The organism is Kribbella sp. NPDC043289 (assembly GCF_056436705.1).
Genome location: NZ_JBWKCB010000001.1, coordinates 2164381 through 2189629, shown reverse-complemented (window position 1 = coordinate 2189629; position 25249 = coordinate 2164381). Strand labels below are relative to the sequence as shown.

24 protein-coding genes are annotated in these 25249 nt (G+C 70.1%); 13 read left to right on the top strand and 11 right to left on the bottom strand.

Features of this window, described 5'->3' with window-relative positions; all coding sequences use genetic code 11:
• Nucleotides 1–19 precede the first annotated feature (19 nt).
• Complete coding sequence (locus AC0662_RS10400; RefSeq protein ID WP_478299859.1) at nt 20–514, bottom strand: phosphatase domain-containing protein; 495 nt, start codon at nt 512–514, stop codon at nt 20–22.
• Entirely contained in the window at nt 507–1055 is a 549-nt protein-coding gene (locus tag AC0662_RS10395) for a GNAT family N-acetyltransferase (protein WP_452193841.1), read from the bottom strand. The genes AC0662_RS10400 and AC0662_RS10395 overlap by 8 nt, the downstream gene beginning before the upstream one ends.
• Nucleotides 1056–1095: 40 nt before the next feature.
• On the opposite strand from AC0662_RS10395, the gene AC0662_RS10390 reads away from it, so the two are divergent.
• The 3 genes from AC0662_RS10390 (at nt 1096) to AC0662_RS10380 (ending at nt 5932) form a co-directional block, all read left to right on the top strand.
• Nucleotides 1096–1917 (top strand): oxidoreductase, encoded by an 822-nt coding sequence (locus AC0662_RS10390; RefSeq protein ID WP_478299856.1) that lies wholly within the window; start codon nt 1096–1098, stop codon nt 1915–1917.
• A 116-nt stretch (nt 1918–2033) separates the two neighbouring features.
• Nucleotides 2034–3161 carry a metallophosphoesterase family protein gene (locus AC0662_RS10385; RefSeq protein ID WP_478299854.1) on the top strand — a complete coding sequence of 376 codons (1128 nt, stop codon included), beginning with the start codon at nt 2034–2036 and terminating at the stop codon, nt 3159–3161.
• A complete protein-coding gene (locus AC0662_RS10380) occupies nt 3158–5932 on the top strand; it encodes an AAA family ATPase (protein WP_478299852.1) in 2775 nt (924 codons plus the stop codon). The genes AC0662_RS10385 and AC0662_RS10380 overlap by 4 nt, the downstream gene beginning before the upstream one ends.
• Before the next feature lie 5 nt (nt 5933–5937).
• Here the strand turns inward: AC0662_RS10380 and AC0662_RS10375 are convergent, their stop codons facing one another.
• The 5 genes from AC0662_RS10375 to AC0662_RS10355 are packed head-to-tail and all read right to left on the bottom strand — an operon-like array spanning nt 5938 to nt 10076.
• Complete coding sequence (locus AC0662_RS10375) at nt 5938–6213, bottom strand: hypothetical protein (protein ID WP_478299850.1); 276 nt, start codon at nt 6211–6213, stop codon at nt 5938–5940.
• Between the two features lie 46 nt (nt 6214–6259).
• Complete coding sequence (fdhD, locus tag AC0662_RS10370) at nt 6260–7093, bottom strand: formate dehydrogenase accessory sulfurtransferase FdhD (RefSeq protein ID WP_452193832.1); 834 nt, start codon at nt 7091–7093, stop codon at nt 6260–6262.
• Between the two features lie 18 nt (nt 7094–7111).
• Nucleotides 7112–8089 carry a phosphotransferase family protein gene (locus AC0662_RS10365; protein ID WP_478299848.1) on the bottom strand — a complete coding sequence of 326 codons (978 nt, stop codon included), beginning with the start codon at nt 8087–8089 and terminating at the stop codon, nt 7112–7114.
• A gap of 42 nt (nt 8090–8131) precedes the next feature.
• A complete protein-coding gene (locus AC0662_RS10360; protein ID WP_452193828.1) occupies nt 8132–8860 on the bottom strand; it encodes a MerR family transcriptional regulator in 729 nt (242 codons plus the stop codon).
• Between the two features lie 40 nt (nt 8861–8900).
• Entirely contained in the window at nt 8901–10076 is a 1176-nt protein-coding gene (locus AC0662_RS10355; RefSeq protein WP_478299846.1) for an MFS transporter, read from the bottom strand.
• A gap of 72 nt (nt 10077–10148) precedes the next feature.
• On the opposite strand from AC0662_RS10355, the gene AC0662_RS10350 reads away from it, so the two are divergent.
• The 3 genes from AC0662_RS10350 to AC0662_RS10340 all read left to right on the top strand — a co-directional run bounded on the left by AC0662_RS10350 (nt 10149) and on the right by AC0662_RS10340 (nt 12608).
• Nucleotides 10149–11216: a ferrochelatase gene (locus AC0662_RS10350; protein ID WP_478299844.1), complete on the top strand. Its 1068-nt coding sequence runs from the start codon at nt 10149–10151 to the stop codon at nt 11214–11216.
• Nucleotides 11213–12013 (top strand): inositol monophosphatase family protein, encoded by an 801-nt coding sequence (locus tag AC0662_RS10345; RefSeq protein ID WP_478299842.1) that lies wholly within the window; start codon nt 11213–11215, stop codon nt 12011–12013. The genes AC0662_RS10350 and AC0662_RS10345 overlap by 4 nt, the downstream gene beginning before the upstream one ends.
• A gap of 295 nt (nt 12014–12308) precedes the next feature.
• Nucleotides 12309–12608, top strand: a complete 300-nt coding sequence (locus AC0662_RS10340) for a DUF4193 domain-containing protein (protein ID WP_130379292.1) — start codon at nt 12309–12311, stop codon at nt 12606–12608.
• 156 nt (nt 12609–12764) lie between these two features.
• Here AC0662_RS10340 and AC0662_RS10335 read toward each other — a convergent pair whose 3' ends face one another.
• Together AC0662_RS10335 and AC0662_RS10330 are read right to left on the bottom strand one after the other, a co-directional pair.
• Nucleotides 12765–13088, bottom strand: a complete 324-nt coding sequence (locus AC0662_RS10335) for a DUF4235 domain-containing protein (RefSeq protein ID WP_387773762.1) — start codon at nt 13086–13088, stop codon at nt 12765–12767.
• 44 nt (nt 13089–13132) lie between these two features.
• Nucleotides 13133–13588 carry a DUF3093 domain-containing protein gene (locus tag AC0662_RS10330; protein WP_452193821.1) on the bottom strand — a complete coding sequence of 152 codons (456 nt, stop codon included), beginning with the start codon at nt 13586–13588 and terminating at the stop codon, nt 13133–13135.
• Between the two features lie 52 nt (nt 13589–13640).
• Between AC0662_RS10330 and dut the strand changes: the two genes are divergently transcribed.
• From dut to AC0662_RS10310, 4 genes are all read left to right on the top strand, one after another.
• Entirely contained in the window at nt 13641–14093 is a 453-nt protein-coding gene (gene dut / locus AC0662_RS10325) for a dUTP diphosphatase (RefSeq protein ID WP_452193819.1), read from the top strand.
• 87 nt (nt 14094–14180) lie between these two features.
• Complete coding sequence (locus AC0662_RS10320; protein ID WP_452193815.1) at nt 14181–14831, top strand: DUF3710 domain-containing protein; 651 nt, start codon at nt 14181–14183, stop codon at nt 14829–14831.
• 19 nt (nt 14832–14850) lie between these two features.
• Nucleotides 14851–15240 (top strand): OB-fold nucleic acid binding domain-containing protein, encoded by a 390-nt coding sequence (locus tag AC0662_RS10315; RefSeq protein ID WP_387773773.1) that lies wholly within the window; start codon nt 14851–14853, stop codon nt 15238–15240.
• Entirely contained in the window at nt 15233–15943 is a 711-nt protein-coding gene (locus tag AC0662_RS10310) for a DUF3159 domain-containing protein (protein ID WP_478299838.1), read from the top strand. The genes AC0662_RS10315 and AC0662_RS10310 overlap by 8 nt, the downstream gene beginning before the upstream one ends.
• 48 nt (nt 15944–15991) lie before the next feature.
• Here AC0662_RS10310 and AC0662_RS10305 read toward each other — a convergent pair whose 3' ends face one another.
• Nucleotides 15992–16666: a potassium channel family protein gene (locus tag AC0662_RS10305; protein WP_387773778.1), complete on the bottom strand. Its 675-nt coding sequence runs from the start codon at nt 16664–16666 to the stop codon at nt 15992–15994.
• 9 nt (nt 16667–16675) lie between these two features.
• A complete protein-coding gene (locus AC0662_RS10300; RefSeq protein ID WP_478299836.1) occupies nt 16676–17338 on the bottom strand; it encodes a potassium channel family protein in 663 nt (220 codons plus the stop codon).
• Between the two features lie 95 nt (nt 17339–17433).
• Here AC0662_RS10300 and AC0662_RS10295 point away from each other — a divergent pair, with 95 nt between their 5' ends.
• The 3 genes from AC0662_RS10295 (at nt 17434) to AC0662_RS10285 (ending at nt 25245) form a co-directional block, all read left to right on the top strand.
• Nucleotides 17434–19461 (top strand): APC family permease, encoded by a 2028-nt coding sequence (locus AC0662_RS10295; protein ID WP_478299834.1) that lies wholly within the window; start codon nt 17434–17436, stop codon nt 19459–19461.
• Nucleotides 19458–20666, top strand: a complete 1209-nt coding sequence (locus tag AC0662_RS10290; RefSeq protein WP_478299832.1) for a class I SAM-dependent RNA methyltransferase — start codon at nt 19458–19460, stop codon at nt 20664–20666. Before AC0662_RS10295 ends, AC0662_RS10290 begins: the two co-directional genes overlap by 4 nt.
• A gap of 142 nt (nt 20667–20808) precedes the next feature.
• Nucleotides 20809–25245 carry a DNA polymerase III subunit gamma/tau domain-containing protein gene (locus AC0662_RS10285; protein ID WP_478299830.1) on the top strand — a complete coding sequence of 1479 codons (4437 nt, stop codon included), beginning with the start codon at nt 20809–20811 and terminating at the stop codon, nt 25243–25245.
• Nucleotides 25246–25249 lie beyond the last annotated feature (4 nt).

Below are 25249 nucleotides of genomic sequence, written 5' to 3'. Positions count from 1 at the left end.
GCCCGTTGTTCGGTACGGATCAGGTGCGGCCTTCGGTGTCTTGGGCTTCGAAGAGGGTTGGTTGGGACTCGGGGTCGAGGCCCCAGTCGGCTCGCATGACTTTGTAGCCGGCCTTTTGGGCTGCCGCGACGACCTTTTCGTCGTCGTCGACGAGGATGGCTACCGGGCGTTGTTCGGCGAGGCGTTTGAGGCGGCCGAGTTTCATCAGCGCGGACGGGCGGCGGTCGGTGTTGCCGCGCATGTAGACCTTGCCGGCGGGGAAGCCGTTGTCCTTCAGCCATTTCTCGGTGATCCGCCGGGTGCGCTCCGGGCGGCCGGTCAGGTAGACGATCTCGTGGTCCGCGGCGAGCGTCGTCGCGACCGCGAGACCTTCGTCGAGGACCGCGTCGTCCTTGGCGTGCGTGAAGAACGAGTCCCAGTCCTTCGGCTTCTGCTCGATGAAGCGGAGCCGCTTGCTGGTGTCGGACAGCGTCGCGTCGATGTCGAGTACGGCGTACGGCCGGTCGTCACTCATGGGCACCAGCCTCCCAGGTACGCCGGTCGATCGCGTACAGCACCTCGCCGAACTCGGTTCCGGGCAGCGGGTCGTCGAAGTGCTCGTGGTACACCTTCAGGAACCGTAGCCCCGAGCGCCGCATCACCGCCCGCGACCGGTGGTTGACCGCCATCGTGTCCGCCACCACCCGTTCCATCCCGAGCGCGAAGGCGTGCGCGATCAACGCCTTCGTCCCCTCGGTCGCGTAGCCCTTGCCCCACGCCGCGCGGTGCAGCCGGTACCCGACGCCGACGGTCGCCGGGTCGTCGGTCGGTTGCATCCCGAACCACCCGACGAATCCCTCGGGCGCTTCCGCCGCGAACGTCCCGAGCCGCGGATGCTCGGCGTACACCTTCAGGATCTCCGGCAGTACGACGTTCTCGATCTCGGACCGTGGTGTCGGTGCACCGGTCAGGAACCGCATCACCTCGGGATCGGAGTCCAGCTGCACCAGGAGCTCGACATCGTCCGCGGTGAACCGGCGAAGCACCAGCCGCTCGGTCTCCAGGTACGCAGTCACCACGGGATCGTAGGACCTTCGCGAGTGAAATGCTGGCGATATGTCAGAGGTATGGATGATCACGGGTGCCAGCGCGGGGTTCGGCCGGGCGCTGGCGGACGAAGCATTGGCCGCGGGGCACACCGTCGTCGCTGCGGTCCGGCGGCCGGAGGCCATGGAGCTGGAGCACGAGCGGCTGTCGGTCGTGAAGCTCGACGTGACCGATGGCGACGCGATCCCCGAGGTCGTGGCGGGTGTGCTGGCCGAGCACGGGCGGATCGACGTACTGGTGAACAACGCGGGCCGGGGGATGGTCGGCGCGGCGGAAGAGACCACCGACGACGAACTGCGTGGCCTGATGGAGCTGCACTTCTTCGGGCCGGTGGCGTTGACCAAGGCGGTTCTGCCCGGGATGCGGGAGCGCAAGAGCGGCACGATCGTGCAGCTGACCAGTCAGGGCGGCCGGTACGCGTTCGCCGGGATCAGCGCGTACAGCGGGACGAAGTTCGCCCTCGAGGGCTGGTCGGAGGCGCTGTCCTACGAGACGAAGGACCTCGGCATCCGCGTGCTGATCGTCGAGCCTGGCGCGTTCCGTACGTCGTTCAACGAACCGTCCGCGCTGCACGTGACCCAGATCAGCGAGATCTACGAGGGCCCCGTCGGCGCTGTCCGCGACGCCCTGTCGAACGGCAACGGCACGCAGCCCGGCGACCCGGTCCGCGCCGCGCGGGCGATCCTGACCGCCGTCGCGAGCCCGGAGCCGCCGCTGCGACTGCCGCTCGGTTCGGACGCCGTCGAGGCCCTCCAGGGTGTGTACGCCGCGGCGCAGGCCGAGGTCACTCGGTGGGCGGAGCTGTCGAGCAGCGCCGACTTCCCGCGCTGACCCGTAGTACACCCTCGGTGTGGGTTCCGGAACTGTCCGGAGTGTGGGCGGTGTAGGCCGTTTGTGTGTGTTGGGTTGGGAGGTTGTCGGCGGCGCGGGTTAGCGTTCATTCCGCGATGGACGACTCGATCACGTTTCTGCACAGCTCGGACTGGCAGCTGGGGATGATGCGCCGGTTCCTGGGGCCGGACGGCCAGGCCCGGTGGGGTCAGGCGCGGCTGGATGCTGTCGCACGGATCGGCGAGGTCGCGGAGCGCACCGGGGCGGCGTTCGTGGTCGTCACCGGGGACGTGTTCGAGCACAACCAGGTCGAGCGGCAGACGATCCTGCGGGCCTGCGAGGCGCTGAAGCGGATCCCGGTCCCGGTCGTGCTGCTGCCCGGTAACCACGACGCGCTCGAGCCCGGCTCGTTGTGGACGTCCAGCCAGTGGCAGGCGCACGCGCCGGAGCACGTCACGGTGCTGACCGAAACGACGCCTTTCCAGATCCTGCCGGGAGTCGAGATCGTCGGCGCTCCGTGGCGGTCACGGCGCCCGCTCTCGGATCCGGCCGCGCCCGGGTACGCCGAGCTGACGGCTGATCCCGGCATCAGCAGGATCCTGCTCGCCCATGGACAACTGACGAGCCTGTCGGGCGGCATGTCCGACGTGCCGACCATCGACCAGGTAGCGCTGGAGGCCGCGGTCGCCGATGGTCGCCTGCAGTACGTCGGCCTCGGCGACCGGCACTCCACCACTCGGGTGACCGACCGGATCTGGTTCTCCGGGACGCAGGAGGTCACGTCGCCCGAGGAGGACGCTCCGGGGAACGTGCTCAAGGTGACGATCGGTGGCGACGGCATCGAGGTGGAGCCGGTCCGGGTCGGTGCCTGGCACATGGTCGACCACCGCGTCGAACTCTTCGACGAGGAGGCGATCCAGGCCCTCGAGGACTGGTTCGCCGAGCTGCCGGACAAGGAGCGGACGTACGTGCGGCTGGCCGGCGACGGGTCGCTGCCGCTGCCGGCGCTCAGCCGGCTGGACGCGATGATCGACGCGCAGGGCGAGGTGTTCGCCAGCGTCGAGCGGTGGGCCAAGTTCTGGACGGTGCGGCCCGCGCCGGACGCGGCCGACCTGGAGTCGCTGCAGCTGAGCGGGCCTGCCCGGGCCGCGATGGAGGAGCTGCGGCAGGCGCTGGCCGGTGGCGACGAAACGGCCGGCGCGGCGTTGTCGCTGATGCACCGATTGGCACGGGACGCGGGATGAGATTACACAGCTTGGCGCTACGGGACTTCCGTGGCGTCAAGGACCGTAGTGTCCAGTTCCGCACACTCGGCACCACCGTCGTGGTCGGCGACAACGAGGTCGGGAAGTCCAGCCTGGTCGAGGCGTTCGGCCTGGTCTTCGAGCTGCCCGACGACTCGAAGTCGACCCGGATCCGCGACATCCAGCCGGTCGGCCAGGACGTCGGTCCGGAGGTCACCGTCGAGCTGAGCCTCGGTGGTCGCGAGCTGACGTACGCGAAGCGCTGGCTGAAGAACCGCTCGACCGAGCTGACCGTGGTCGAGCCGGACGGCCGCCGGCAGTCCTGGACCGGACGCGAGGCGCACAACGAGGCCGAGCGGCTGTTCCACTCCCACGTCGACCCGGTGCTCTGGCAGACGTTGATGGTCAGCCAGGGCCAGTCGTTGGTGCTCCCAACGCCGGCCGATGCCGAGCCGCTGATCACCGCGGTCACCGCCGAGTCCGGCACGCCGGTGGACGGCGCGTCGATGCCGCTGGTGTCGGCGGTCGAGCACGAATACCTGCGGTACTGGACCCCGCGCGGCAAGCCGACCGGCGACTTCGCCCGGTCCGCGAAGACGGTGGCGGCGACCGAGCTGACCGCTGCCCAGGCCCTGCAGGCGATGGAGGAGGTCCAGTCCGACATCCGCCGGGCCGAGCGGTTGAACCTCGACCTCGACGACGTGGCGAGCCGGCTGGCCGATCACCTCACCGGCGTCGAGCAGCTGCGCGAGCGGAAGAAGGCGACCGACGAGATCCTGCTCCGGCGCGACTCGATCCGGTCCCGGGCGGAGACCGCGCAGGCCCGGTTGGAGAACCACACCCGGACCAGGCTGGAGCGCGAGCGGCTGCTCGACGAGGTCGAACGGTTCACGAAGACCGAGGCCGAGCTGGCGACCCGGCGGGCCGATGCCGAACTGGTCGCGAAGACCGCCGCCGACATGGTGCATGCCGCCGAGGCCGCGCTGGCGGAGGTCGTGGAGCTCAAGGATCTCCGGCGTACCGACGTACAGGCGGCGGAGCGGCAGGTCGCGCAGCTGGTCGATCGCGCCGAGCTTGACCGCTTGCTCGGGCAGCAGGACGAGCTCGTCGACGTCCGCGCCCGGATCGCCGCGGCCGGCACGATCCTGGACCGGATCAAGGTCGACGACGCGATCGTGGCGGCGTTGGAGAACGCCCGCGCCGCGGTGGTCGAGGCCCGCGCGGCGCTCGCGGCCGGCGTCCCCGAGGTGACGGTACGCCGTCTCGGCGCGGAGCCCGTGGAGTTGTCGGGGACCGGCCTGGACGGGTCCCAAGGTGCCGTGCCGGCGGAGCTCGGGTTCGACGAGTCGACCGAGGTACTGGTCTCCGGTGAGCTCGTCGTCGGCGTGCCGGGTCAGGTCGAGGTGACGGTCCGCGCCGGTGGTGAGGCGGCGACGCTGCGGTCCCGGGTCGACGACGCCGTACGGCGGGAGACGGACCTGCTGAAGAAGGCCGGCGTGAAGGACGTCGCGGCCGCGCGGGAGTTGCTGCGCAAGGCGGACACCGCGAGCGCCGAGCTGAACGAAGCCCGCCGGACCGAGAGGTCGCTGACGGCCGGCGGCGATCCGGGGGAGCGGATCGCGGTGCTGACCGCGCGGCTCGGAGCCGCGCAGGCGGACGAGGCCGAGGAGAGCAGCGCGAAGCAGCCGGCGATCGAGGGTGTGCCGGGGCAGATGTCGCTGTTCGCGGAGTTCACCGAAATCGCCTCGGCGCACGACACGTTGTTCGACGACATCGAGGACCCGGCGCCGCAGCCGAGTGATCTCGCGGGAGCCCAACGCGCGCTCGAAGTGGCCCGGAACGGGCTCGCCGAGGCGGAGCGGCTGCTGACGGACGCCGAGTTCGCGGCCGCGCAGGCTCGCAAGGCGGCTGACGAGGACCGGTCCGAGGCCCAGAACGCGCGAGCCCGGTCGGAGTTGGCGGGGGAGCGGTTGGCTGCCGCGGTCGAAGGACTGGACGCGGCCCGGGCGGTGCTCGATGACGAGGCGGTGGCCACGGCGGAGACCGCGGCGACCGGTGACGTCGAAGCGGTGCTCGAGGAGCTGACCGCCGTACAGGAGCAGGCGGATGCGGCCGGTGCGGATCAGGTCGCGGGGGAGCTGGCGGATGCGCTGGCGGTCGCGACCCGGTTGCAGGGCGAGCGGGACACGCTGCGCGATGCCTTGCGTACGACGGAAGGGCGTCTGGAGCAGTCCGGGCGGGACGGGCTCGCGACGCGGCGCGATCTGGCCGAGCTCGAGCTGGCCGCCGTACGGGCGGAGCACGACAGCCTGGAGCGGCGCGCGGGGGCGGCCCGGCGGGTCCACGAGACGTTGAGCCGGCATCGGGCCGAGGCGCAGACGAAGTACTCCGAGCCGCTGCAGAGCCGGATCGAGTCGCTCGGGCGGAGCGTGTACGGACCGTCGTTCCGGGTCTGGCTGGACGACGACCTCGCGGTCGCGGAGCGCGAACTGGACGGCACGCGGTTGCGGGTCGAGGCGCTGTCTACCGGTGCGCAGGAGCAACTCGCGATCATCACGCGGCTGGCGATCAGTCACCTGGTGAGCACCGGTGACAGCAGCGTCCCGGTGATCTTCGACGACGCCCTCGGCTGGTCCGACAAGGCCCGGCTGCGGGACATGGGCGCGCTCCTCGGCCGCGCCGGGGACCACGGCCAGATCATCATCCTGACCTGCATGCCGGACCGCTACGAGTACGTCCCGAAGGCCACCTTCATCAAGCTGGACGACTGACCGGATCAGCGCGCGTAGGGGTGGCGGCGGTAGTAGTACCAGAGCGCGCCGCTCGCCAGTCCCGCGCCGACGACGGCGCCCGCGATGGTCTGCGCGATCTCGTTGGCGGTGTCGTCCACTGGGACCTCGACGACGGTCGTCTGCTGGTGCTCGACGATCGTCTGCTGCGGATGGTGCGGGTCCTCGGGGTCGATGGCGCGGGCCGAAGCCTGGGCCGCGCCGACGACCGTCGCGCCGCAGACCAGGATCGGTAGCGCGATGACGGCGTAGCGAATTTTCACGATTCCCCCTCCACCTCCACGATCCGGCGGTGGCAGGGGTGGCACATCAGACCTGGCGGATGATCCGCTCCGGTGCGCTGTAGGCGACGCAGCGCTCACCCCGGGTGAACCCGGCGATCGTGACGTCGAAACGGCGGGCCAGTTCGACCGCGAGACTCGACGGTGCACCCACCGCGACGATCATCCCGACTCCCGCCGCGACCGCCTTCTGCACGATCTCGTAGCCGACCCGGCCGCTCACGGCGAGCACCAGACCCTTGCGACTGCGCTGGTTGAGGACGGTCCAGCCGACGACCTTGTCGACCGCGTTGTGCCGGCCGACGTCTTCCTTCACCACGACCTTCTGCCCGTCCGCGGTGAACAGGCCCGCCGCGTGCAGACTGCCCGTCCGGCTGAACATCGGCTGCGCCTCACGGAGCAGGTCAGGCAGTCGGCGTACGACGTCGATCGGGACCTCGACCGGGTCGACCGGGTCGTACTCGCGCTCGGCGAGCTCGTCGAGGCTCTGCTGGCCGCAGACGCCACAGGCGGCCGAGGTCACGCCGTACCGCTGGGGTGGCTCGCGGTCCGGCGGACCGTCGAGCGCGACCGTGACCGTGTTGAACTGCTGCTCGCGGGTGAGCGCCACATCGGTGCAGTAGGCAACGGTATGGATCGCGCCGGGGCGGACGGCGAAGCCTTCGCCGAGGCAGAAGCCGGCGGCGAGCTCGAAGTCGGCACCAGGGGTACGCATCGTGACGACGAGCGGCTCGGGCGGCCGGTCCGGCCACTCCAGGCGCAGCTCCAGCGGCTCCTCGGTGGTGACCAGATCCTCCCGGCGCGACGTCCGGTCACCGTCGAGCACCTCGACCTTGAACCTCGTCGTCGGCCCTTTGCTCATGCCTCCACAGTAGGCCGCTCACCAGCCCCGGCGTACGGCGAGCCAGTCGAGGTGGCTCCAGGCGACGAGCCGTTGGTGATCGCGCAGCACCGGCGTGCATCCCGGCGGTGGCGGCGTGTCGGCGACCCGCAACACGTACGCCGTGATGGCCGCGGCGAAGGCGTCGAGGTGATCATCGGGTACGTCGGCCGTCAGCGGGCTGCGAGTGATGGCTGCCAAGGTGTCGATGCCCTGGTGCTGCGCGAGCGGCAGGAGGCCGACCCAGTCCACCCAGCGAGGGCCGAGGGTGAGCCAGTTCCAGTCGACCGCCCAGCAGGTGCCGGCGGCGTCGATGATCAGGTTGTCCGGTCGCAGGTCGGAGTGCAGCGCGGTGTCGCCGGTCAGCACCTCGGTCGCGGCATCGGCCAATTCGCCGAGCTCGGGAAGCACGCGCGGCACCCAGTCCTGCAGTCCGGTGGGCAGCTGCCGGTCACCGGCCAGGATCTGCGCGGGCACCTGTACGTCGTCCTCGATGAGGCTCGCGAAATGGCTCAACCCGGTCAGTGGCGCAGGCCGTAACACTTCGGCCATCTCCTCGCAGGTGGTGGTAACTCGGGCGAAGTCGTCCTGCGTCCACGGAGCCCCGGGCATCCGCCCGTCGATCGCTTCGGAAACCACTGCGAACCACCGCGTGCCGGGAGTGCCCGCATGCGCCGTGGTGATGATGGCCGGTGCCCGCACCGAGCGCGGGAGCTGGGGAACCACCTCGGCCTCGCGCTGGTACGCCTCGTACGCGTGCATGCCCTCCGGGGCTGCCTTGATGAAGACCTGGCGGCCGTCGGAGAGCGTCGCCCGGGCCGCGAAGCCGCCGGTGAACCCGGACGTGACGGAGCGCGCGACGGACGCGATGTCGGTGCCCAAGGCAACGGTGAGGGAGTGCTGGAGGGCGGCCGGCAGCGTGCTCCAGTCCGGGCGGGCGGAGGTGGCGGAGTAGTCGACCTCGGGGGCGCGGCTCATGCCCACCCACGATAGAAGGACAGGACCGCGGGCGCTCGTGGTTTATCCCGCAACCCGTGACGGCGGCGCCCATCCGTTGACCACGGCAACCAGTTCGATGTACCGCTGCCATCGCGGTCCGCCGGTGGTACGCCGCAACTCGATCAGCCGCCCGCGCAGCTCCGGGTCGGACCACAGCAGATCGTCTCGCGCGAGTGCGCGGTAGCCCACCGCCATCCGGCGTACCGCTGCTCGGAAGTCCTCGTCGGAGGCGAGCGTGGCGAGCTCCAGCCAGGCCTGCACCTGGCGCGGCTCGGCGTTGTCGGGGAGGACCGGCGTGAGGTTCTGACGCATCGCGGCGAGGTGGGGATCGTCGCCGATCACGCTGTCGAGGAAGCCGGCGATCAGCGCGCGGCGGTCCTGCTCGGACTGTGCGGTCAGGTCGTGCATGCGAGTGAGCTCCTCAGGAGTCGAGTGATGATGAGCGACCACCGAGACGACGGCATGCTGTGCCTGCAGCGTCCGGATCTGTACGGCGAGTGCCTCCGCGTGTGCCGCGAGTACGTCGGCCAGCGTCCGCTCCTGCTCCAGCACGGTCCGCACCGTCTCCAGATCCAGACCCAGAGCACGCAACGTGCGGACCAGCTCCAGCCGCGCCACCGCGTTCCCGTCGTACCGCCGATGACCGGCACTGGTACGACGCGACGCGAGCAGCCCGAGGTCGGAGTAGTACCGCACGGTCTTCACCGACACTCCGGCCAACCGCGCCACCGCACCGATCGAGTGGTCCATACCCGTCACCCTCACACCTCCCGTAACCGGAGATTCAAGGCTAGTTGTGGGCGAACCGTTCTTTGGGTCGAGCGAACGTGATGGAGATCGCGGCGACGATCGCGCAGGCGATGCCGACGCCGAACGGAACCCAATACGCCTTCGACGGGCCCCAGACGTCGACGGCATGTCCGGCGGCCGCGTTGCCGGGAGCGACGCCGAGGAGGATGCCCGTGACGGTCCAGGTGATCGCCTCGGTCAGGCGCTCGGGCGGCACCCACTCCTCGACACAGGCGGTCACGGCGACCATCGTCGGAGCGATCGTCATACCGCAGCAGAACAGCACCGCGCCGAGCATCGGCACGCTGTTGACCCAGGGGAGCGGCGCGAGAGTGATGGCGAGCGCGATCGTCCCGATCAGCAGCCGCCGCTCAACCGGGGCCCGCCAGTGCACCGATCCGTACCAGAGTCCCGCCAGCAGGCTGCCGAACGCCCAGACCGCGAGTACGACGCCGGACAGCTCGGCCTGCCCCTTCTCGGTGGTGAACGCCACGGTGATCACCTCGGCGCCACCGAGAGTCGCGCCCAGGCCGAGACCGATCAGGCTGAGCAGCATGATCGAGAGCCAGGGGAGCGGCGCCTGCTCGGCACCGTTCGACTTGCCGCGTCCCGGTGGGTCGGATCCGCGCAGCAGCGCGAGCCAGAGACCGCCGGCGAGCCCGAGTACGCCGGCCGCGGACAGGGCGGCGTACGGGCTCATCTGCGTCGCGAGGGTGGTGACCAGGACCGGACCGACGATGAAGACCACCTCGTCGCCGACCGCCTCGAGAGCGAAGGCGGTCTGCAGCGCGCGACCGCGGCCGAGCAGATGCGTCCAGCGGGCCCGGACGAACGAGCCGACCTGGGGACGGGCGCCGCCGGCAAGGAACGACAGCGCGTAGAGGATCCAGGTCGCCGCACCAGCACGCACGGCGAGCAGCAATCCGGCCAGGGCGACGGTGCAAGCCACCGAACCGATCAGCAGCAGACCGCGCTGACCGAAGCGGTCCACGAGCCGGCCCTGGATCGGGCCGGTCAGGGCACCGGCGATCACGGCCACGCCGGAGATCGCGCCGGCGAGCCCGTACGAGCCGCTCTCCTGGGCGATCAGGATGACGATGCCGAGACCGATCATGGAGATCGGCATCCGCCCGAGGATCCCGGCGGAGAAGAACGCGCCGGCGCCGGGCCGGCGCATGAGGTGAACGTAAGGCTTGAGCATGAGAGACCGGGAGCAGCCTAGAGCATGGCCGTCTGAGAAGCTTGGGATATGTCGCCAGGTGCACCTCCCTACGATGCGGTCCTGTTGCTCTCCTTCGGTGGTCCTGAGAAACCCGAGGACGTCCTGCCCTTTCTGCAGAACGTGACCCGTGGCCGGGGGATCCCGGACGAGCGGCTCAAGGAGGTCGGGGAGCACTACTACTCGTTCGGCGGCAAGAGCCCGATCAACGACCAGAACCGGGCGCTGCTGGCGGCGCTGCGGTCGTCGTTCGACGAGATCGGGCTGGACCTGCCGATCTACTGGGGCAACCGCAACTGGGCGCCGTACCTGACCGACACCCTGCGCGAGATGACCGCCGACGGGGTACGCCGGGCCGTGGTGATCGTCACGTCCGCCTACCCGTCGTACTCCGGCTGCCGGCAGTACCGGGAGAACCTCGAGGACGCCGCCCGCGAGGTGCCGGACGCGCCGCGGATCGACAAGCTCCGGCACTACGCGAACCACCCCGGCTTCGTCGGGTCGTTCGTCGAGTCGACCGCCGAGGCGCTGAGCAAGCTACCGGACGGTTCCGCGATCGCCTATGTGACGCACTCCATCCCGACCGCGATGAACGCGACCAGCGGTCCGGACGGCAACGGGTACGTCGACTGGCACACCGATGTCGCCGCCGAGATCACCGCCGAGCTCGAGCGCCGGACCGGGCGGACCCTGCGGACCGACCTGGTCTACTGCTCGCGGTCCGGTCCGCCGCAGGTGCCGTGGCTCGAGCCGGACGTGAACGACCACCTCGAAGAGCTCGCCGCCGCGGGAGTGCCCGGCGTGGCCGTCGTACCGATCGGGTTCGTGAGTGACCACATGGAGGTCATCTACGACCTCGACACCGAGGCCGCGAAGACCGCCGCGAAGCTCGGGCTGCCGATGGCACGCGCCGCGACCCCGGGCACCGGCGAGAAGTTCGTCACGATGCTCCGCGACCTCGTCGTCGAGCGGGCCGCCGCCGAGCGTGGCGAGCAGCCCGCCCGGCCCTGCGTCGGCAGGCTCGGCCCAGGCTGGGACGACTGCCGGCCCGACTGCTGCCCTGCCCTGCGCCGACCGACCCCGAAGGAAGCTGTATGAGCCCCGAGAGCCCCCAGGACCTCCTCAAGCTGGCCGTGGAGGTCGCGGAGGAGGCCGCACGGCTGATCGTCGAACGCCGCCGCGGCACGATCACGGTCGCCGACACCAAGAGCACCGTCACCGACGTCGTCACCGCCGTCGACCGGGAGTCCGAGGAGCTGATCCGCGCCCGGGTCCTGAGCGCCCGCCCGGACGACTCGTTCCTCGGGGAGGAGGGCGACGACGTGGTCGGCACCAGCGGCGTGCGCTGGGTGGTCGATCCGATCGACGGCACCGTCAACTACCTCTACGACCTCCCGACGTACGCCGTCTCGATCGCGGTGGAGTACGCCGGGGAGACCGTCGCCGGCGTGGTGGTGGACGCACCGAAGGGTGAGGTCTTCACCGCTACCAAGGGTGGCGGCGCGTTCGCGGACGGCAAGTCGATCCAGGTATCCGGCGAGACCGAGCTGGGCAAGGCCCTGGTCGGTACCGGGTTCGGGTACGACCCGGCGCGGCGCCAGGTCCAGGCCGAGGTGATCCAGCACCTGATCGCCGAGGTCCGTGACATCCGCCGGATCGGGGTCGGCGCGGTCGACCTGTGCTACGTCGCCTGCGGGCGGCTGGACGTGGTCTACGAGCGCGGTCTGAACCCGTGGGACTACGGAGCGGGCGCGTTGATCGCGGCCGAGGCCGGCGCCGCGGTCGGCGGGCTGCACGGGGCCCCGGTGTCGCCGGAGATGTCGATCGCGGCCAGTCCGGCGCTGTTCGGGCCGTTCCACGATCTGTTGGCCGCCGCGAACCCGCTGCGTGCTTAGACACCGCTGAGTGCTCGTTTCTGCGCACTATCGCGCATTAACGAGCATTCGTGTGTTCGGTCCTGACATTTGTCGCGACACGCGGGCCACAGCATGGACCCAGTCGTGCATTGCGGAGCGTTATAGGGCACAATCCCGTCCTCGGGAACGGTGTTTGCCGGTCCCGGCCTGGCTGTCAAGGGTTTCGGGGGACGAAGGTTCAGCGCGGTGCGCCGACGCGGAATTTCTCGGCCGCTCCACCCGTTCAAGGGCTCAGCAGGCAACACCACGGGTACGAAGAGGGCAGGGAAACACCATGGCGACTGATTACGACGCCCCGCGCAAGACGGACGAGGACGCTTCCGAAGAGTCGATCGAGGAACTGAAGACTCGCCGTCACGACAAGAACTCCGGCAAGGTCGACGAGGACGAGGCCGAGGCCGCGGAGAGCTTCGAGCTGCCCGGCGCGGACCTGAGCCACGAGGAGCTGGCGGTCCGGGTCCTCCCGCGTCAGGCCGACGAGTTCACCTGTTCGAGCTGCTTCCTGGTTCACCACCGCAGCCAGCTCGCCGAAACGAAGAACGGGCAGCTGATCTGCCGCGACTGCGCAGCCTGACCGAGCGGCCCTGCTTCGTCACAAACAAAAACAGCGGGACCGGCCCACACGCGGTGGGCTGGTCCCGCTGTTGTGCGTCGGTGGCCGGTCAGGCGTTTGAACCGACCACTCGCTTGAACTGACCACTCGCTTGAACTGACTACTCGCTTGAACTGACTACTCGTCGTCCGACTTCTTGCTGATGCTCTTCAGCAGCGTCCCGTCGGCGGCGGCCTGCTCGTAGCCGGGCGGGGCGTATCCGGTGGACTTCAGCCAGTAGGCGGCGGCCCGGCGCTCGGCGAACAGCTTCGCGGCGGCCGCGGCGGCCGCACTGGTCGCCGCCCAGGTGATCACCTCGGCGTACCCGCCCTCACCGTGCTTCGGCGGCTTCCCACCGGATCCGAGCTTCCAGGCCGTGCTGACCGCCTTGCTCGCGGCCAGGCCAACCACGATCGTGAACGCGGCCTGCACCAGCTTCCAGCCGATCTTCGCTCCGACCACTGCACCCTCCTAACACGACTGCTGACACACATGACTCAAGACAGTCAGGATCTTCCCACGCTGTGCCCGCTCAGCGCGGCAGCCAACCGATCGGGGTGGCGCGTCGCGATCACCCAGTACGGCGACGGATCGCCCGGATCGGTGATCTGGACCCGCACCGCGCCCCGCACGTAGCTGCGCAGTACCAGGAAGGCCTTGGGGTCACAGTCGCGCCCGAACGCCAGCCGGGCCTGGTCACCGGTGAGCGCCTCGACCGTGCCGAGGTACGAGCGGTCGATCTCGGCGCGTCCGGCGCGCAGGTGCCGTTCGTCGACCTCGACCCGCGCCCCGCCGTACCGCAGGAACATGACCAGCAGCAGTACGGCGGCCAGTCCGGCGACGATCACGCCGGCCGGGACAGACACCGGCACCGCGACGATGGCGAACAGCGTGATGACGGCCGCGGTGGCGATGATCCACCAGGACACCGGCACCCGCAGACTCTCCCGATACGTACCCACAGGGCCAGCCTGGCACGAACCTGGTCGCGCGCGCTCGATAGGGTCACCTCTCGTGACCGAGGTACTGATCCAGCGACTCGACCCCGACCTGCCGATCCCGTCGTACGCGCATCCCGGCGACGCCGGCGCGGACCTGGTGGCGGCCGCCGACCTGACCCTGAAACCGGGGGAGCGCGGCCTGGTCGGCACCGGCATCGCGATCGCCCTCCAGGACGGGTACGCCGCGTTCGTGCACCCGCGCTCGGGCCTGGCCCACAAGCACGGCGTCTCGATCGTGAACGCGCCCGGCACCGTCGACGCCGGTTACCGCGGCGAGATCAAGATCAACCTGATCAACCTCGACCCGCACGCCGAGGTGACGGTGCGGCGCGGCGACCGGATCGCCCAGCTGATCGTCCAGCAGGTGGAGAAGGCCCGGTTCGTCGAGGTGACCACGTTGCCCGGTTCGGCGCGCGGTGACGGGGGACACGGGTCGACCGGCGGTTTCGGAGATGTGACACGCTGATCAGGTGCACCCGCTGACCTGGCGGATGCGGGAGACTACGGCGCTGTACCAGCGGCCGGACAAACATCGAGGAAGTAGGCAACAGCTGTGATCTTCCGCCGTAAGGGCAAGAACGAAGACCCCGAGACGGACGCCGGGACCGTCGACGAGGCGCCCGCGGACGTCCGCGCCGAGGGGCCCTTCGACTCCTCCGAGGTCGGCCCCGAGGTGCTCGAGGCGGAGGAGCGGATCGACCTGGGCGCGCTGGTGATCACCGGCATGCCCGGCATGGAGCTCGGCCTGCAGGTCGACGAGCAGAGCGGTGTCGTCCAGGCGGTGCTGATGATGCTCGAGGACTCCGCCCTCGAACTGCGCGCGTTCGCGGCGCCGAAGAAAAGCGGCATCTGGGACGAGGTCCGCCAGGAGATCGCCGCCGAGGCCAGCCGGATGGGCGGTACGGCGACCGAGACCGAGGGCACGTTCGGCACCGAGCTGGTGCTGGTCGTCCCGGTCGAGGACCCGCAGGGACAGATCTTCAGCCAGACCTCCCGGGTGATCGGCGTGGACGGCCCGCGCTGGCTGCTCCGCGGCACCGTACTGGGCCGCGCCGCGGTCGAGCCGGACGCCGCGCTGCCGATGGAGGAGACGCTGCGCAACGTCGTCGTGGTCCGTGGCGACGAGCCGATGATCGCCCGCGAGTCGCTGCCGCTGCAGATGCCGCCGGGCGCCCAACCGCCGGGCGAGCCCGAAGAGGCCTGAGCGGACTACACTCGAGATCATGGGTAGCAACAAACCCGCGGGGCTGTGGAAGCGTGCCTTCCGAGGGCTGGCCGGAGACCGCGATCAGCAGGACGCCGAGGTCCTCCAGGACTTCGCGCACGACTGCGGCGCGCGGTCCATCACCGGCTGCCACGACCGGGAGCTGGTCACGCTGTACGGCACGCTGCGCACCATCACGTTCAGCCCGCGCGGCGGCGTACCTGCTTTGGAGGGTGAGTTGTACGACGGAACCGGCACGGTCAAGCTGATCTGGCTCGGCCGCCGCAAGATCGGCGGGATCCACGCCGGCTCGGAGCTGATCGCTTCGGGCCGGATCGGGGTCGTCGACGGCGATCGGGTGATGTTCAACCCGCGCTACGAGCTCCGTCCCCAGGAAGCTCATGGCTGAGGCGGCGAAGAAGTCCGGCTCGCAGCAGATCGGCGGCTGGGTCGGCATGCTGGTCGACGTCGGCCTGCCCTGGATCGCGTTCACCCTGGTGTACGGATTCAGTGACCACAACCTGAAGCTCGCGCTGATCGTCGCCATCTCGGCGGCCGGCGTGGTGGCGGTGTTCCGGCTGGTCCGGCGCAAGCCGATCGCCAGCGTGATCGCCGGCTTCGTCGGGGTCCTGATCTCCGCCTGGACGGCGCACCACACCGGCCAGGCGGAGGACGCGTTCCTGCCCGGCATCCTGCTGAACACGTTCTTCGGCGTGGTCTACCTGGTCACGATCCTGACCCGGTACCCGCTGTTCGGCGTCCTGTACGGCGCGATCACGCAGACCTGGATGGCCTGGCGCGACGACCCGGTGCTGTTCCGGGCGCTGAACCGGGTGACGATCGTGTTCGCGGCCCAGGTCGGGACCCGGCTGGTGATCATGGTCCCGCTGTACCTGGCGCACAACGTGGACGCTCTCGGCATCGCCAAGATCGCGCTCGGTCTCCCGTTCTACGCGGTGACCCTGTGGGCGGCGTACTCCGTCCTGCGCGGCTCGATGCCGGAGGACAAGTGGGACGAGGTCAAGGAGAACTTCACCCACATGCTGCGCGGGACGAAGCCGGAACCCCGGCCGGAGCCCGAGCCTGAGAAGGAACAGTCCGAGACCAAGTAACAACAGAACGCCCCGGCCTCTCCGGCCGGGGCGTTTTCCTTTGTCCGTCTACTCCGCTTTGCGGTGGTGCGGGGAGAGCATGTCCTCGAGCTGTTCCTCGGTCTCGTCGGCCGCGACGAACAGCAGCTCGTCGTTGAGCTCCAGCGTGCCCTCCGGGTCCGGGCGCAGTACCCGGCCCTCGCGGAGGATCACCACCAGCGCGGTGTCCAGCGGCCAGTCGACGTCGCCGACCCGCTGACCGATCATCGGGGAGTCCTCGGGCAGCGTCAGCTCGACCAGGTTCGCGTCGCCCTGGCGGAAGGTGAACAGCCGGACCAGGTCGCCGACCGAGACGGCCTCCTCGACCAGCGCGGACATGATCCGTGGCGTCGAGACCGACACGTCCACGCCCCAGGCCTCGTTGAACATCCACTCGTTCCGCGGGTGGTTGACCCGGGCAACGGTCCGCGGGACGCCGAACTCGGTCTTGGCGAGCAGCGAGACGACCAGGTTGACCTTGTCGTCACCGGTGCTGGCGATCGCCACCTGGCAGCGCTGCAGCGCCGCCTCCTCGAGCGACGACAGTTCGCAGGCGTCGGCCAGCAGCCACTCGGCGCGCGGCACCGACTCGGCCTTGATCGCCCGCGGGTCCTTGTCGATCAGCAGTACTTCGTGACCGTTCTCCAGCAGTTCGCCGGCGATCGAACGACCGACGTTGCCGGCTCCGGCGATGGCTACCCGCATCACAGCTCCTCAGGCCTCTTCAGGTTTGGTGCCGAGCTGGGACTCGATTGCGGCGGCGTCCCGCTCCAGCATCACCACATGGACCAGATCACCCTCCTGGATGACCGTGTCGGCCCGGGGCAGCAGCCCCTCGCCGAGCCGGGTCAGGAACGCGACCCGGGCGCCGGTGGCCTTCTCGATGTCGAACGCGAGCCGGCCGATCCACTCGGCGTGCACGTGCACCTCGGCGAGCCGGACGGTGCCGGACGGGTCCCGCCACTCCGGCTCGGAACCCTCGGGCAGCAGCCGGCGCATCATCTGGTCGACGGTCCAGCGGACCGTGCCGACCGTGGGGATACCGAGCCGCTGGTACACCTCGGCGCGGCCCGGGTCGTAGATCCGGGCCACCACGTTGCTGATCCCGAACGTCTCCCGGGCCACCCGGGCGGCCAGGATGTTCGAGTTGTCACCGTTCGAGACCGCGGCGAAGGCCTCGGCGTCCTCGATGCCGGCCTCGATCAGTACCTCCCGGTCGAAGCCCATCCCGACGATGGTGCGGCCGGTGAAGTTGGGGCTCAGCCGGCGGAACGCGTCGGCCGCCTGGTCGATGATCGCGACCGTGTGACCCCGGCGTTCCAGACCGCGCGCGAGCATCGACCCGACGCGGCCGCAGCCCATGATGACGACGTGCACTTCGTGATCACTCCTCGCCCCGTTCTGGGGCTGCTGGCTCGGTTCGGCAGGGATAGACGCTACACCGGAACTGTGGGCCCTCTAACATCACCGGTGTGACTCCCGCTCTAGGCGATATCGGTAAACGGCTGCTGCTCGGGCGCAAACTGCGCAGCACCCAGCTGGGTGAGACCCTGCTGCCGAAGCGCATCGCCCTCCCGGTGTTCGCGAGCGACGCGCTGTCGTCGGTCGCCTACGCTCCTGACGAGATCTTCCTGACGCTGTCGATCGCCGGACTGGCGGCGTACGGCTACTCCTGGAAGATCGGCCTGCTGGTCGCGTTCGTGATGCTCGTCGTGGTGGCGTCGTACCGGCAGAACGTGCACGCCTACCCGTCCGGCGGCGGTGACTACGAGGTCGCGACGGTGAACATCGGGCCGACCGCCGGCCTGACCGTCGCCAGCGCGCTGATGGTCGATTACGTGCTGACCGTCGCGGTGTCGATCTCCTCCGGCGTCCAGAACGCCAAATCGGCGCTGCCGTTCCTGGAGGGGCACGAAGTGCCACTGGCGGTCGGCCTGGTGCTGCTGCTGGCCGCGATGAACCTGCGCGGGGTCCGCGAGTCGGGGGCGGTGTTCGCGGTCCCGACGTACATCTTCATGTTCTCGATCATCGGGATGGCGCTGTGGGGGCTGATCCGGCTGAGCGCCGGGAACCTGCCGCCCGCCGAGAGCGCCGGCTTCGAGGTCCGGGCCGAGTCCGGGCACGAGGTGTTCACCGGGCTCGCAGCGGTGTTCCTGCTCGCCCGCGCGTTCTCGTCCGGTTGTGCGGCGCTGACCGGTGTGGAGGCGATCAGCAACGGCGTACCGGCGTTCCGGAAGCCGAAGAGCCGGAACGCGGCCACCACGCTGCTGCTGCTCGGCACGATCGCCGTCACGATGCTGATGAGCATCCTGTTCCTGGCCAGCAAGATCCACCTCCGGTACGCCGAGAATCCCGCGACGCAGCTGTACCGCGACGGGCAGCCGGTCGGCGACAGCTACACCCAGAAGACCGTGATCGGCCAGATCGGCGACTCGGTGTTCTCGAACTTCCCGCCGGCCTTCTACCTGGTGATCGGCGCGACGATGCTGATCCTGGTGCTGGCCGCCAACACCGCCTTCAACGGCTTCCCGGTGCTCGCCTCGATCCTGGCCCGGGACGGTTACCTGCCGCGCCAGCTGCACACCCGGGGCGACCGGCTGGCCTACAGCAACGGCATCATCCTGCTGGCGCTGTGCGCGGCCGGCCTGATCATCGCGTTCGACGCCCAGGTCACCAAGCTGATCCAGCTCTACATCGTGGGCGTGTTCGTCAGCTTCACGCTCAGCCAGTTCGGCATGATCCGGCACTGGACCCGGCACCTGAAGACCGAGACCGACGCCGCCAAACGACGGCACATGGTCCGGTCCCGGGTGATCAACACGGTCGGCCTGACGATGACCGGCGTGGTGCTGGTGATCGTGCTGCTGACCAAGTTCACCCACGGCGCCTACATCGCGATCATCGCGATGGCCGCGCTGTTCCTCTTGATGAAGGGCATCCGCCGGCACTACGAGACGGTCGGCCGGCAGATGTCCGCGGAGGACGCCGAGCCGCTGATGCTGCCGTCCCGGGTGCACTCGATCGTGCTGGTCTCCAAGCTGCACAAGCCGACCCTGCGGGCGCTGGCGTTCGCCAAGGCGGCCCGCCCGTACACGCTCGAGGCAGTCACCGTCGACGTCGACCGCGACGAGTCCGACGCGCTGCAGGCCGACTGGGACGCGCGCGGAATCCCGATCCCGCTGAAGCGGCTCGCCTCGCCGTACCGGGAGATCACCCGGCCGATCCTGCAGTATGTGCAGGACATCCGGCGGCAGTCGCCGCGGGACGTGGTGATGGTCTACATCCCGGAGTACGTCGTCGGGCACTGGTGGGAACACATCCTGCACAACCAGAGCGCACTCCGGCTCAAGGGGCGGCTCTTGTTCACACCTGGTGTGATGGTTACGTCCGTTCCTTACCAGCTGCTCTCGTCGCAGGGGGCCGAGGAGCGGCAGGACCGGGTGGAACGGGTGGCCGGCCAGGTACGGCGCGGTGCCCGCAAGACGACAGGAGATCGGTGACAGACGAGAACATCGTCGGGACAGTCGTAGAGCTGGAAGTGGGTCCAGTCGCGCACGGGGGACATTGTGTAGCTCGGCACGAGGGGCAGGTCGTGTTCGTCCGGCACGCGTTGCCGGGCGAGCTTGTGCACGCGCGGATCACCGAGCAGACGGCGAAGTACCTGCGGGCCGACGCGGTCTCGGTGCTGACACCGTCGCCGCAACGGATCGAGCCGCCCTGCCCGTACGCCGGGCCCGGCCTGTGTGGCGGGTGCGACTTCCAGCACGCGAACATCGTCGAGCAGCGCCGACTGAAGGCGACCGTGGTGTCGGACACCCTCCGGCGGATCGGCGGCATCGAGCGCACCGTGGTGATGGAGTCGCCTGGCGACGACGGTCTCGGCTGGCGGACCCGCATGCGGTACGCCGTGGTGGACGGCCGGCCCGGGATGTACGCGCACCGGTCCCACGACCTGGTACCGGTCGAGCGCTGCCTGATCGCGCATCCGGGGACTCCCGAAGTGCTGTCGGAGCGCTGGCCGGGCGTGTCCTCGGTGCAGGCCGTGGTGTCGTCCGAGGGGAAGACCGCCGTGACGACCGACCAGGATTCTGGTGAGCGCCTGGTCGAGGTAGTGCGCGACCGGCGGTTCCTGGTCGAGGCCGGGGGCTTCTGGCAGGTGCACCCGGCGGCGCCGGAGACGCTCGTGGACGCCGTACTGAGTGGGTTGGAGCCGGTCGCGGGTGAGACGGCGCTGGACCTGTACTCCGGGGTCGGGCTGTTCGCCGCGTTCCTGGCCGAGGCCGGCTGCGCGGTGCTGGCGATCGAGGGCGACAAGGACGCGGTCCGGAACGCCCGCCGGAACCTGCGCGACCTGGACGGCGTGACGCTGGAGAACGGCGACGTCGACCGGGTGCTGAACGCGGCGGCCGGTCAGGGGCTCGAGCACGTGGACCTGGTGGTCCTCGACCCGCCGAGGGTCGGCGCCGGGAAGGACGTCGTACGGCGGATCGCGGCGCTCGGACCGCGACGGATCGCGTACGTCGCCTGCGATCCGGCGGCGCTGGCGCGGGACCTGAAGACGTTCGGGCGGCTCGGCTACGGGATTGCCTCGCTGCGCGCCTTCGACCTCTTCGGCATGACCCACCACATCGAATGCGTGGCCGTGCTCCAGCCTGTGGACTCTGCTGATGCCGCGACTCCGTCGCGGCGGGTCATGGGGCTGTAACTCCCGTCCTTCCCTCGTCGCTCCAGTCGCTTCGCTCCCTCCGCTCCTCAGTCCAGGACGGGAGGCCCCATGACCGGAAGTGGTGAGTACTGGGGGCCTCGGGTAGCGTTCTGGCCCTGGATTCCAATGCGCTGGAGACCTGATGCCGCTCGTTGACTTGGACGACCCGGAGGAGTTGCGGGCTCGTTGGACCGCCCTCGCCGCGGTCGCCCATGCCACGGGCTTCGACCGGCGGTGGTATGCCGACGGCGACGGGTACCACCACCAGGACGAAACCGCCTCGGTGCTCCGGATGGTGCGCCTCGGCGACGGGCGAGTGGTGCTGTGGGGCTTCCACACCCAGCACAGCCTGACCGCCGGCGCCGACCTGCTGGCCGGCTCACCCGACTGGATCGCGCAGCCCGAGGTGCGGCAGCGGCAGTCGGCGGGCGAGCTGGGATTCGTGTACGGCGCGTTCAACGGGACTTGGGCGCGGGCGTCGTACCCCGGCGATCCGTGGCAGCCGGCCGAGGACGGGTTCGCCACGATCGGCCAGTGGATCACGTCCGACGAGGCCGCCGCCGACGAGATGATCGAGTGGGTCGCCGAATGGTCCGACTATCTCGGTGGCCTCGACGAACTCCGCCCGTACGGCGTCGACCTGATCCGCTCGGGGGTGTCGCCCGAGGCGCTCGGCGCGTTCTTCGCGCACTTCGCGATCGACCCGCGGTCCCCGGTCCAGCCCGACCTCCCGGCCGGTGCCGCCGCGGCCGAGGACTTCACCCGAAACTTTGCAGTACCGGCAAGTTTCGCCGAAGACCCTGACACGGCCGAGGTGTCGGTCGTTGAAGACCACGTGATCGGAGACCAGCGGCCTGCGGAGGACGAAGAATCCTTCGTAGTACCCCCAGGCATCAGCCCCTTCACCGGCCAACCCATCGACGACCCGCCACCCGGCGCCCAGCCGTCGACCGACCTGTCTCCGGCCCCGACGCCCTCCGCCGACGACGAGTACGGCGTCATCTCCAAACGACAAGGCTGGCTCCGCCGCCGCAAACAAGACCCCACCGAAGACCCCAACCGAGGGGCCGAGCCCGAGCAAGACCACGGCTTCTTCGGCCTGCAACCCGAGTCTCGCGCCGAGTCCGGTGCGCGCTCTGAGCAGGACCACGGCTTCTTCGGCCTGCAACCCGAGTCTCGCGCCGAGTCCGGTGCGCGCTCTGAGCAGGACCACGGCTTCCTCGGCCTGCAGCCCGAGTCTCGCGCCGAGTCCGGCGCGCGGTCTGAGCAGGATCACGGGTTCTTCGGTCTGCAACCCGACCCGCAATCCGAGCCCGGCCCGGGCTCCCAGGCCTACGCGGACCCGCACGGCCAACCCAGCCCTCAGGGCTACTACGGTCCGCACGCGCAGCACGACCCACGCGCCCAGGCCGGCCCGCACGCCCAGCAGGACCAGGCGTACGCGGACCCGCATGCCGGGCCTCAGGCTCGGAACGGAACGTACCCACCCCACCGCCCGCAGGACCCCGCCGCACCCGGCGCATACCTCCCGGACGGCATCTCCGCCCCCGGTCTCCCCACCGCGCACCCGCCGTACAACCCGGTCCTCCCGTCCTCCGAACCCCCACGCGTAGGCGGCGGCCGCTACGAAGGCGAGGACTTCTACAACAGCCTCTTCGCCGACGCCCCCGCCTCGGCGACCCCCACCGCCGACCAGGACTGGGAAACCGCCGAACAGTCGTCCTGGTCCGACCAGGAATCCACCAGCCAGTACGACCCCTTCGCCGAAGACACCACCAACCACCCACCCGCCGCCACACCCCAGCCCTCCGCCCGGTCACCACACAACGACTGGACCGGCCCAGCCTGGATCAACGGCGAATGGGTAGAAGACCCGGCGGCCCTCAACCAGCCCACGGTTCCGACAACCTCCCCCTTCGCCCCAACCGGAGACCCGAGCCTCGCGCCGAACCCCGGGAACGCAAGCGGCCCGGACACACCGTCCGCGGATCCCACTGGAGACGTGCCACCTGGCATCTCCCCGTTCGCCCCGACGGCACCCCACGACGCGCTCCCCGCCGACTCGCACCTCGCGCCGAACGCGCGCGGAGACTCGACGACCGCGGACTCCCGACACGATCCGACGGCTCGCGGGGACGCCGGGCCTGCCGACTCGCCATTCGCACCGACCCGGCACGGGGACGCAGCGCCCGGGGATCTGCCGTTCGCGGAGACCGCCTTCGGAGACTCAAACGATGCTCCGCTCGCGTCGGCGCGATCAGCCGAGGACGCTGGCGCGAGCGACTCGCCGTTCGCGCCAGGCCGAGACGCGGGCGCCGGAGGCTCGCAGTACAACGCGGCCTCGGGCGGTTCGCAGTACGACGCGGCTGCGGGAGGCGCACCGTACGACGCGAACGCGGGTGACTCGCGGTACGGCGAAGGCTCGGGTGACTCGCAGTACGACGTGGGCGCGGATCTTGAGGATGATGACGCGCCTACGGCTGAGATCGAGGCGGTTCTCGACGCCGACCCGGCCGACCACGAGGAGGAGCCGGCTTCCTTCACCGGCCCTTCGCCCTTCGCCCCGGTAGCCCAGGCCGAGCCCAGCGCCCCCGAGCATGTGCAGGGGCAGCAGGACTCGGATCCGGTGGCCGCGGACTTGGATGCGGACGACCAGACCGCGGAGATTCCCGCGGTGGTCGACGTGCCGGGGGAGACGCAGGCGCTCGACGTACCGGAGTACGTCGAGGCATCCGAGCGCCAGCCGGAAGAAGCCGCAGATAGAGCCGAGCGGCCGACGTACCGGCGCGACGACGTCCTGGGCGGCCGTACGTCGAGCGTCGACGCGTTGGATGCAGACGACCACGAAACCTTCGGAGCGTCCGCTGCGGCACTCGATGCCTCGGGCCCCGAAGCTAAAGCTCAAGTAGAGCCTCACCCGCAACCCCAGCCCTGGCCGCAACCGCAACCTCAGCCAGGTCCGTGGCCGCAACCAGAACCCCACCCGGCCCCATGGCCCGAACCGTCCCCGCCGACCCCGGAACCGAGCCCCGAGCCGTTCCCAGGTCGCCCCGAGCCGACCCCAGGCCCCGGCCCGATCCCGACGCCAGGTCCGAGCCCGATCCCGGGTCCGGAGCCGACTCCGCGGCCGGTGCCCGCTCCGGAGCCGGAGCCACTGCCGGAACCCGAGCCGGAGCCGTACCCCCAGCCCGATCCAGAGCCCATGCCGGAACCGGAGCCCGGCCCGGCTCCCGAACCGGAACCCGAGCCCTGGCCCGAGCCATACCCCGACCCGGAGCGCATCCCGAGGCCGGACCCCGAACCCACCCCAGACGAGCGCCCCAGCCACCAGCCCGCGCCGTCCCACGACTCCGAACCTGCGCCGAGCTACGACGCTGAACCCGCCGCATCCGACGATGGCCGGGCTGACCTGGAATACGACGCCGAGTCAAAGCCCTGGTACGACGCTGAGCCGACGCCCACGTACGACGCCGAGGCGACGTCGAGGTACCGCGACGAACCGACACCTGGGTACGAGGCTGACTCGGCGCCCGGACCCGGCGACGAGCCGGGAGCCGGATACGGCGAGTCGCGGCCTGCTGCGCGGGCGGACTCGGAGCGGTCGGATGGCGATTGGGTCATGGGCTCTGGCCGTTCCGACGCGTCGGCCGAGTTCGCGTCGGAGGAAGCAGCCGACGGGGCAGCCAACGAGGCAGGTGCGTTCGGGGGTGATCCGGACGATGAGGTTCCCACCGGGTTCGTGCCTGTGGTGGAGGACGACGAGCCGACCGGTGTGATGCAAGCCGTCGGGTTCGCCGATGAGTTCGGTGAGTCGGACGAGCCGGACGAGCCGGCGTGGGACGCTGCCGACCGTGGCGAGGACCGCGAGCGGAACCCGTACGGCGGAGATCGCGAGAGCGACCCGTACCGCACGGAGAACGCGGACCGCGAGAGCGATGCGTATGGCCTCGGAGCGGATCGAAGCGTCGGCTCTGGTGATGCGCATGGGCTGAATGGCGCCGGGCGTGCGAACGGTCTTGAGGGGGATGTTGCGGCCGCCGTAGCTGGCATGGGGGTTCCGGGGCTTGGACTGATCGGGGATGCGGGGCCTCGGGTCGCGCCTGCGGCTGGGTCGCTCGAGGAAGCGATGCGCGCCGAGGTGGAGCGGCCTCGGCCGCGGCCGGAGAAGTCGGAGGCGTTTCGGGCGTTGCACGACTGGTGCCGGGCGCGGACGAAGATCGTGCCGTCGGGGTTCACGATCCAGGTGCAGGTGCTGGATCCGAACGCGCCGTCGTACCGGTTCGATCTGGAGCCGCCGGAGGTCGAGGACCCGGAGTTCGCGGCCGACAAGCTGACGGGACTGCTGGGTGACCTCTGGCTGACCGAGGCGCAGAACGAGCAGGGCGGCTGGCTGTTCGCGCGGCTCGACGCGGCCGGGCGGACGCTGCGCATCGACCGCTGGTACGACCAGGTGCCGGACTGGTGGGACAACCCCGTCGAGGAGCGCCTCGACGTCGACGGGCTGGTACGCCGCTTGTACAACCGCGGTCCGCAATGGCAACCGTCGTACCTGGAGAGGCTGTACACCAGCGCGAGATAGCGTT

Excerpts from the sequence above, each read along its gene's own strand:
- AC0662_RS10400 (WP_478299859.1), bottom strand. The coding sequence starts at position 514 with ATGAGTGACGACCGGCCGTACGCCGTACTCGACATCGACGCGACGCTG.
- AC0662_RS10390 (WP_478299856.1), top strand. The coding sequence starts at position 1,096 with ATGTCAGAGGTATGGATGATCACGGGTGCCAGCGCGGGGTTCGGCCGG.
- AC0662_RS10385 (WP_478299854.1), top strand. The coding sequence starts at position 2,034 with ATGGACGACTCGATCACGTTTCTGCACAGCTCGGACTGGCAGCTGGGG.
- AC0662_RS10380 (WP_478299852.1), top strand. The coding sequence starts at position 3,158 with ATGAGATTACACAGCTTGGCGCTACGGGACTTCCGTGGCGTCAAGGAC.
- fdhD (WP_452193832.1), bottom strand. The coding sequence starts at position 7,093 with ATGAGCAAAGGGCCGACGACGAGGTTCAAGGTCGAGGTGCTCGACGGT.
- AC0662_RS10365 (WP_478299848.1), bottom strand. The coding sequence starts at position 8,089 with ATGAGCCGCGCCCCCGAGGTCGACTACTCCGCCACCTCCGCCCGCCCG.
- AC0662_RS10360 (WP_452193828.1), bottom strand. The coding sequence starts at position 8,860 with ATGGACCACTCGATCGGTGCGGTGGCGCGGTTGGCCGGAGTGTCGGTG.
- AC0662_RS10355 (WP_478299846.1), bottom strand. The coding sequence starts at position 10,076 with ATGCGCCGGCCCGGCGCCGGCGCGTTCTTCTCCGCCGGGATCCTCGGG.
- AC0662_RS10350 (WP_478299844.1), top strand. The coding sequence starts at position 10,149 with ATGTCGCCAGGTGCACCTCCCTACGATGCGGTCCTGTTGCTCTCCTTC.
- AC0662_RS10345 (WP_478299842.1), top strand. The coding sequence starts at position 11,213 with ATGAGCCCCGAGAGCCCCCAGGACCTCCTCAAGCTGGCCGTGGAGGTC.
- AC0662_RS10340 (WP_130379292.1), top strand. The coding sequence starts at position 12,309 with ATGGCGACTGATTACGACGCCCCGCGCAAGACGGACGAGGACGCTTCC.
- AC0662_RS10315 (WP_387773773.1), top strand. The coding sequence starts at position 14,851 with ATGGGTAGCAACAAACCCGCGGGGCTGTGGAAGCGTGCCTTCCGAGGG.
- AC0662_RS10310 (WP_478299838.1), top strand. The coding sequence starts at position 15,233 with ATGGCTGAGGCGGCGAAGAAGTCCGGCTCGCAGCAGATCGGCGGCTGG.
- AC0662_RS10305 (WP_387773778.1), bottom strand. The coding sequence starts at position 16,666 with ATGCGGGTAGCCATCGCCGGAGCCGGCAACGTCGGTCGTTCGATCGCC.
- AC0662_RS10285 (WP_478299830.1), top strand. The coding sequence starts at position 20,809 with ATGCCGCTCGTTGACTTGGACGACCCGGAGGAGTTGCGGGCTCGTTGG.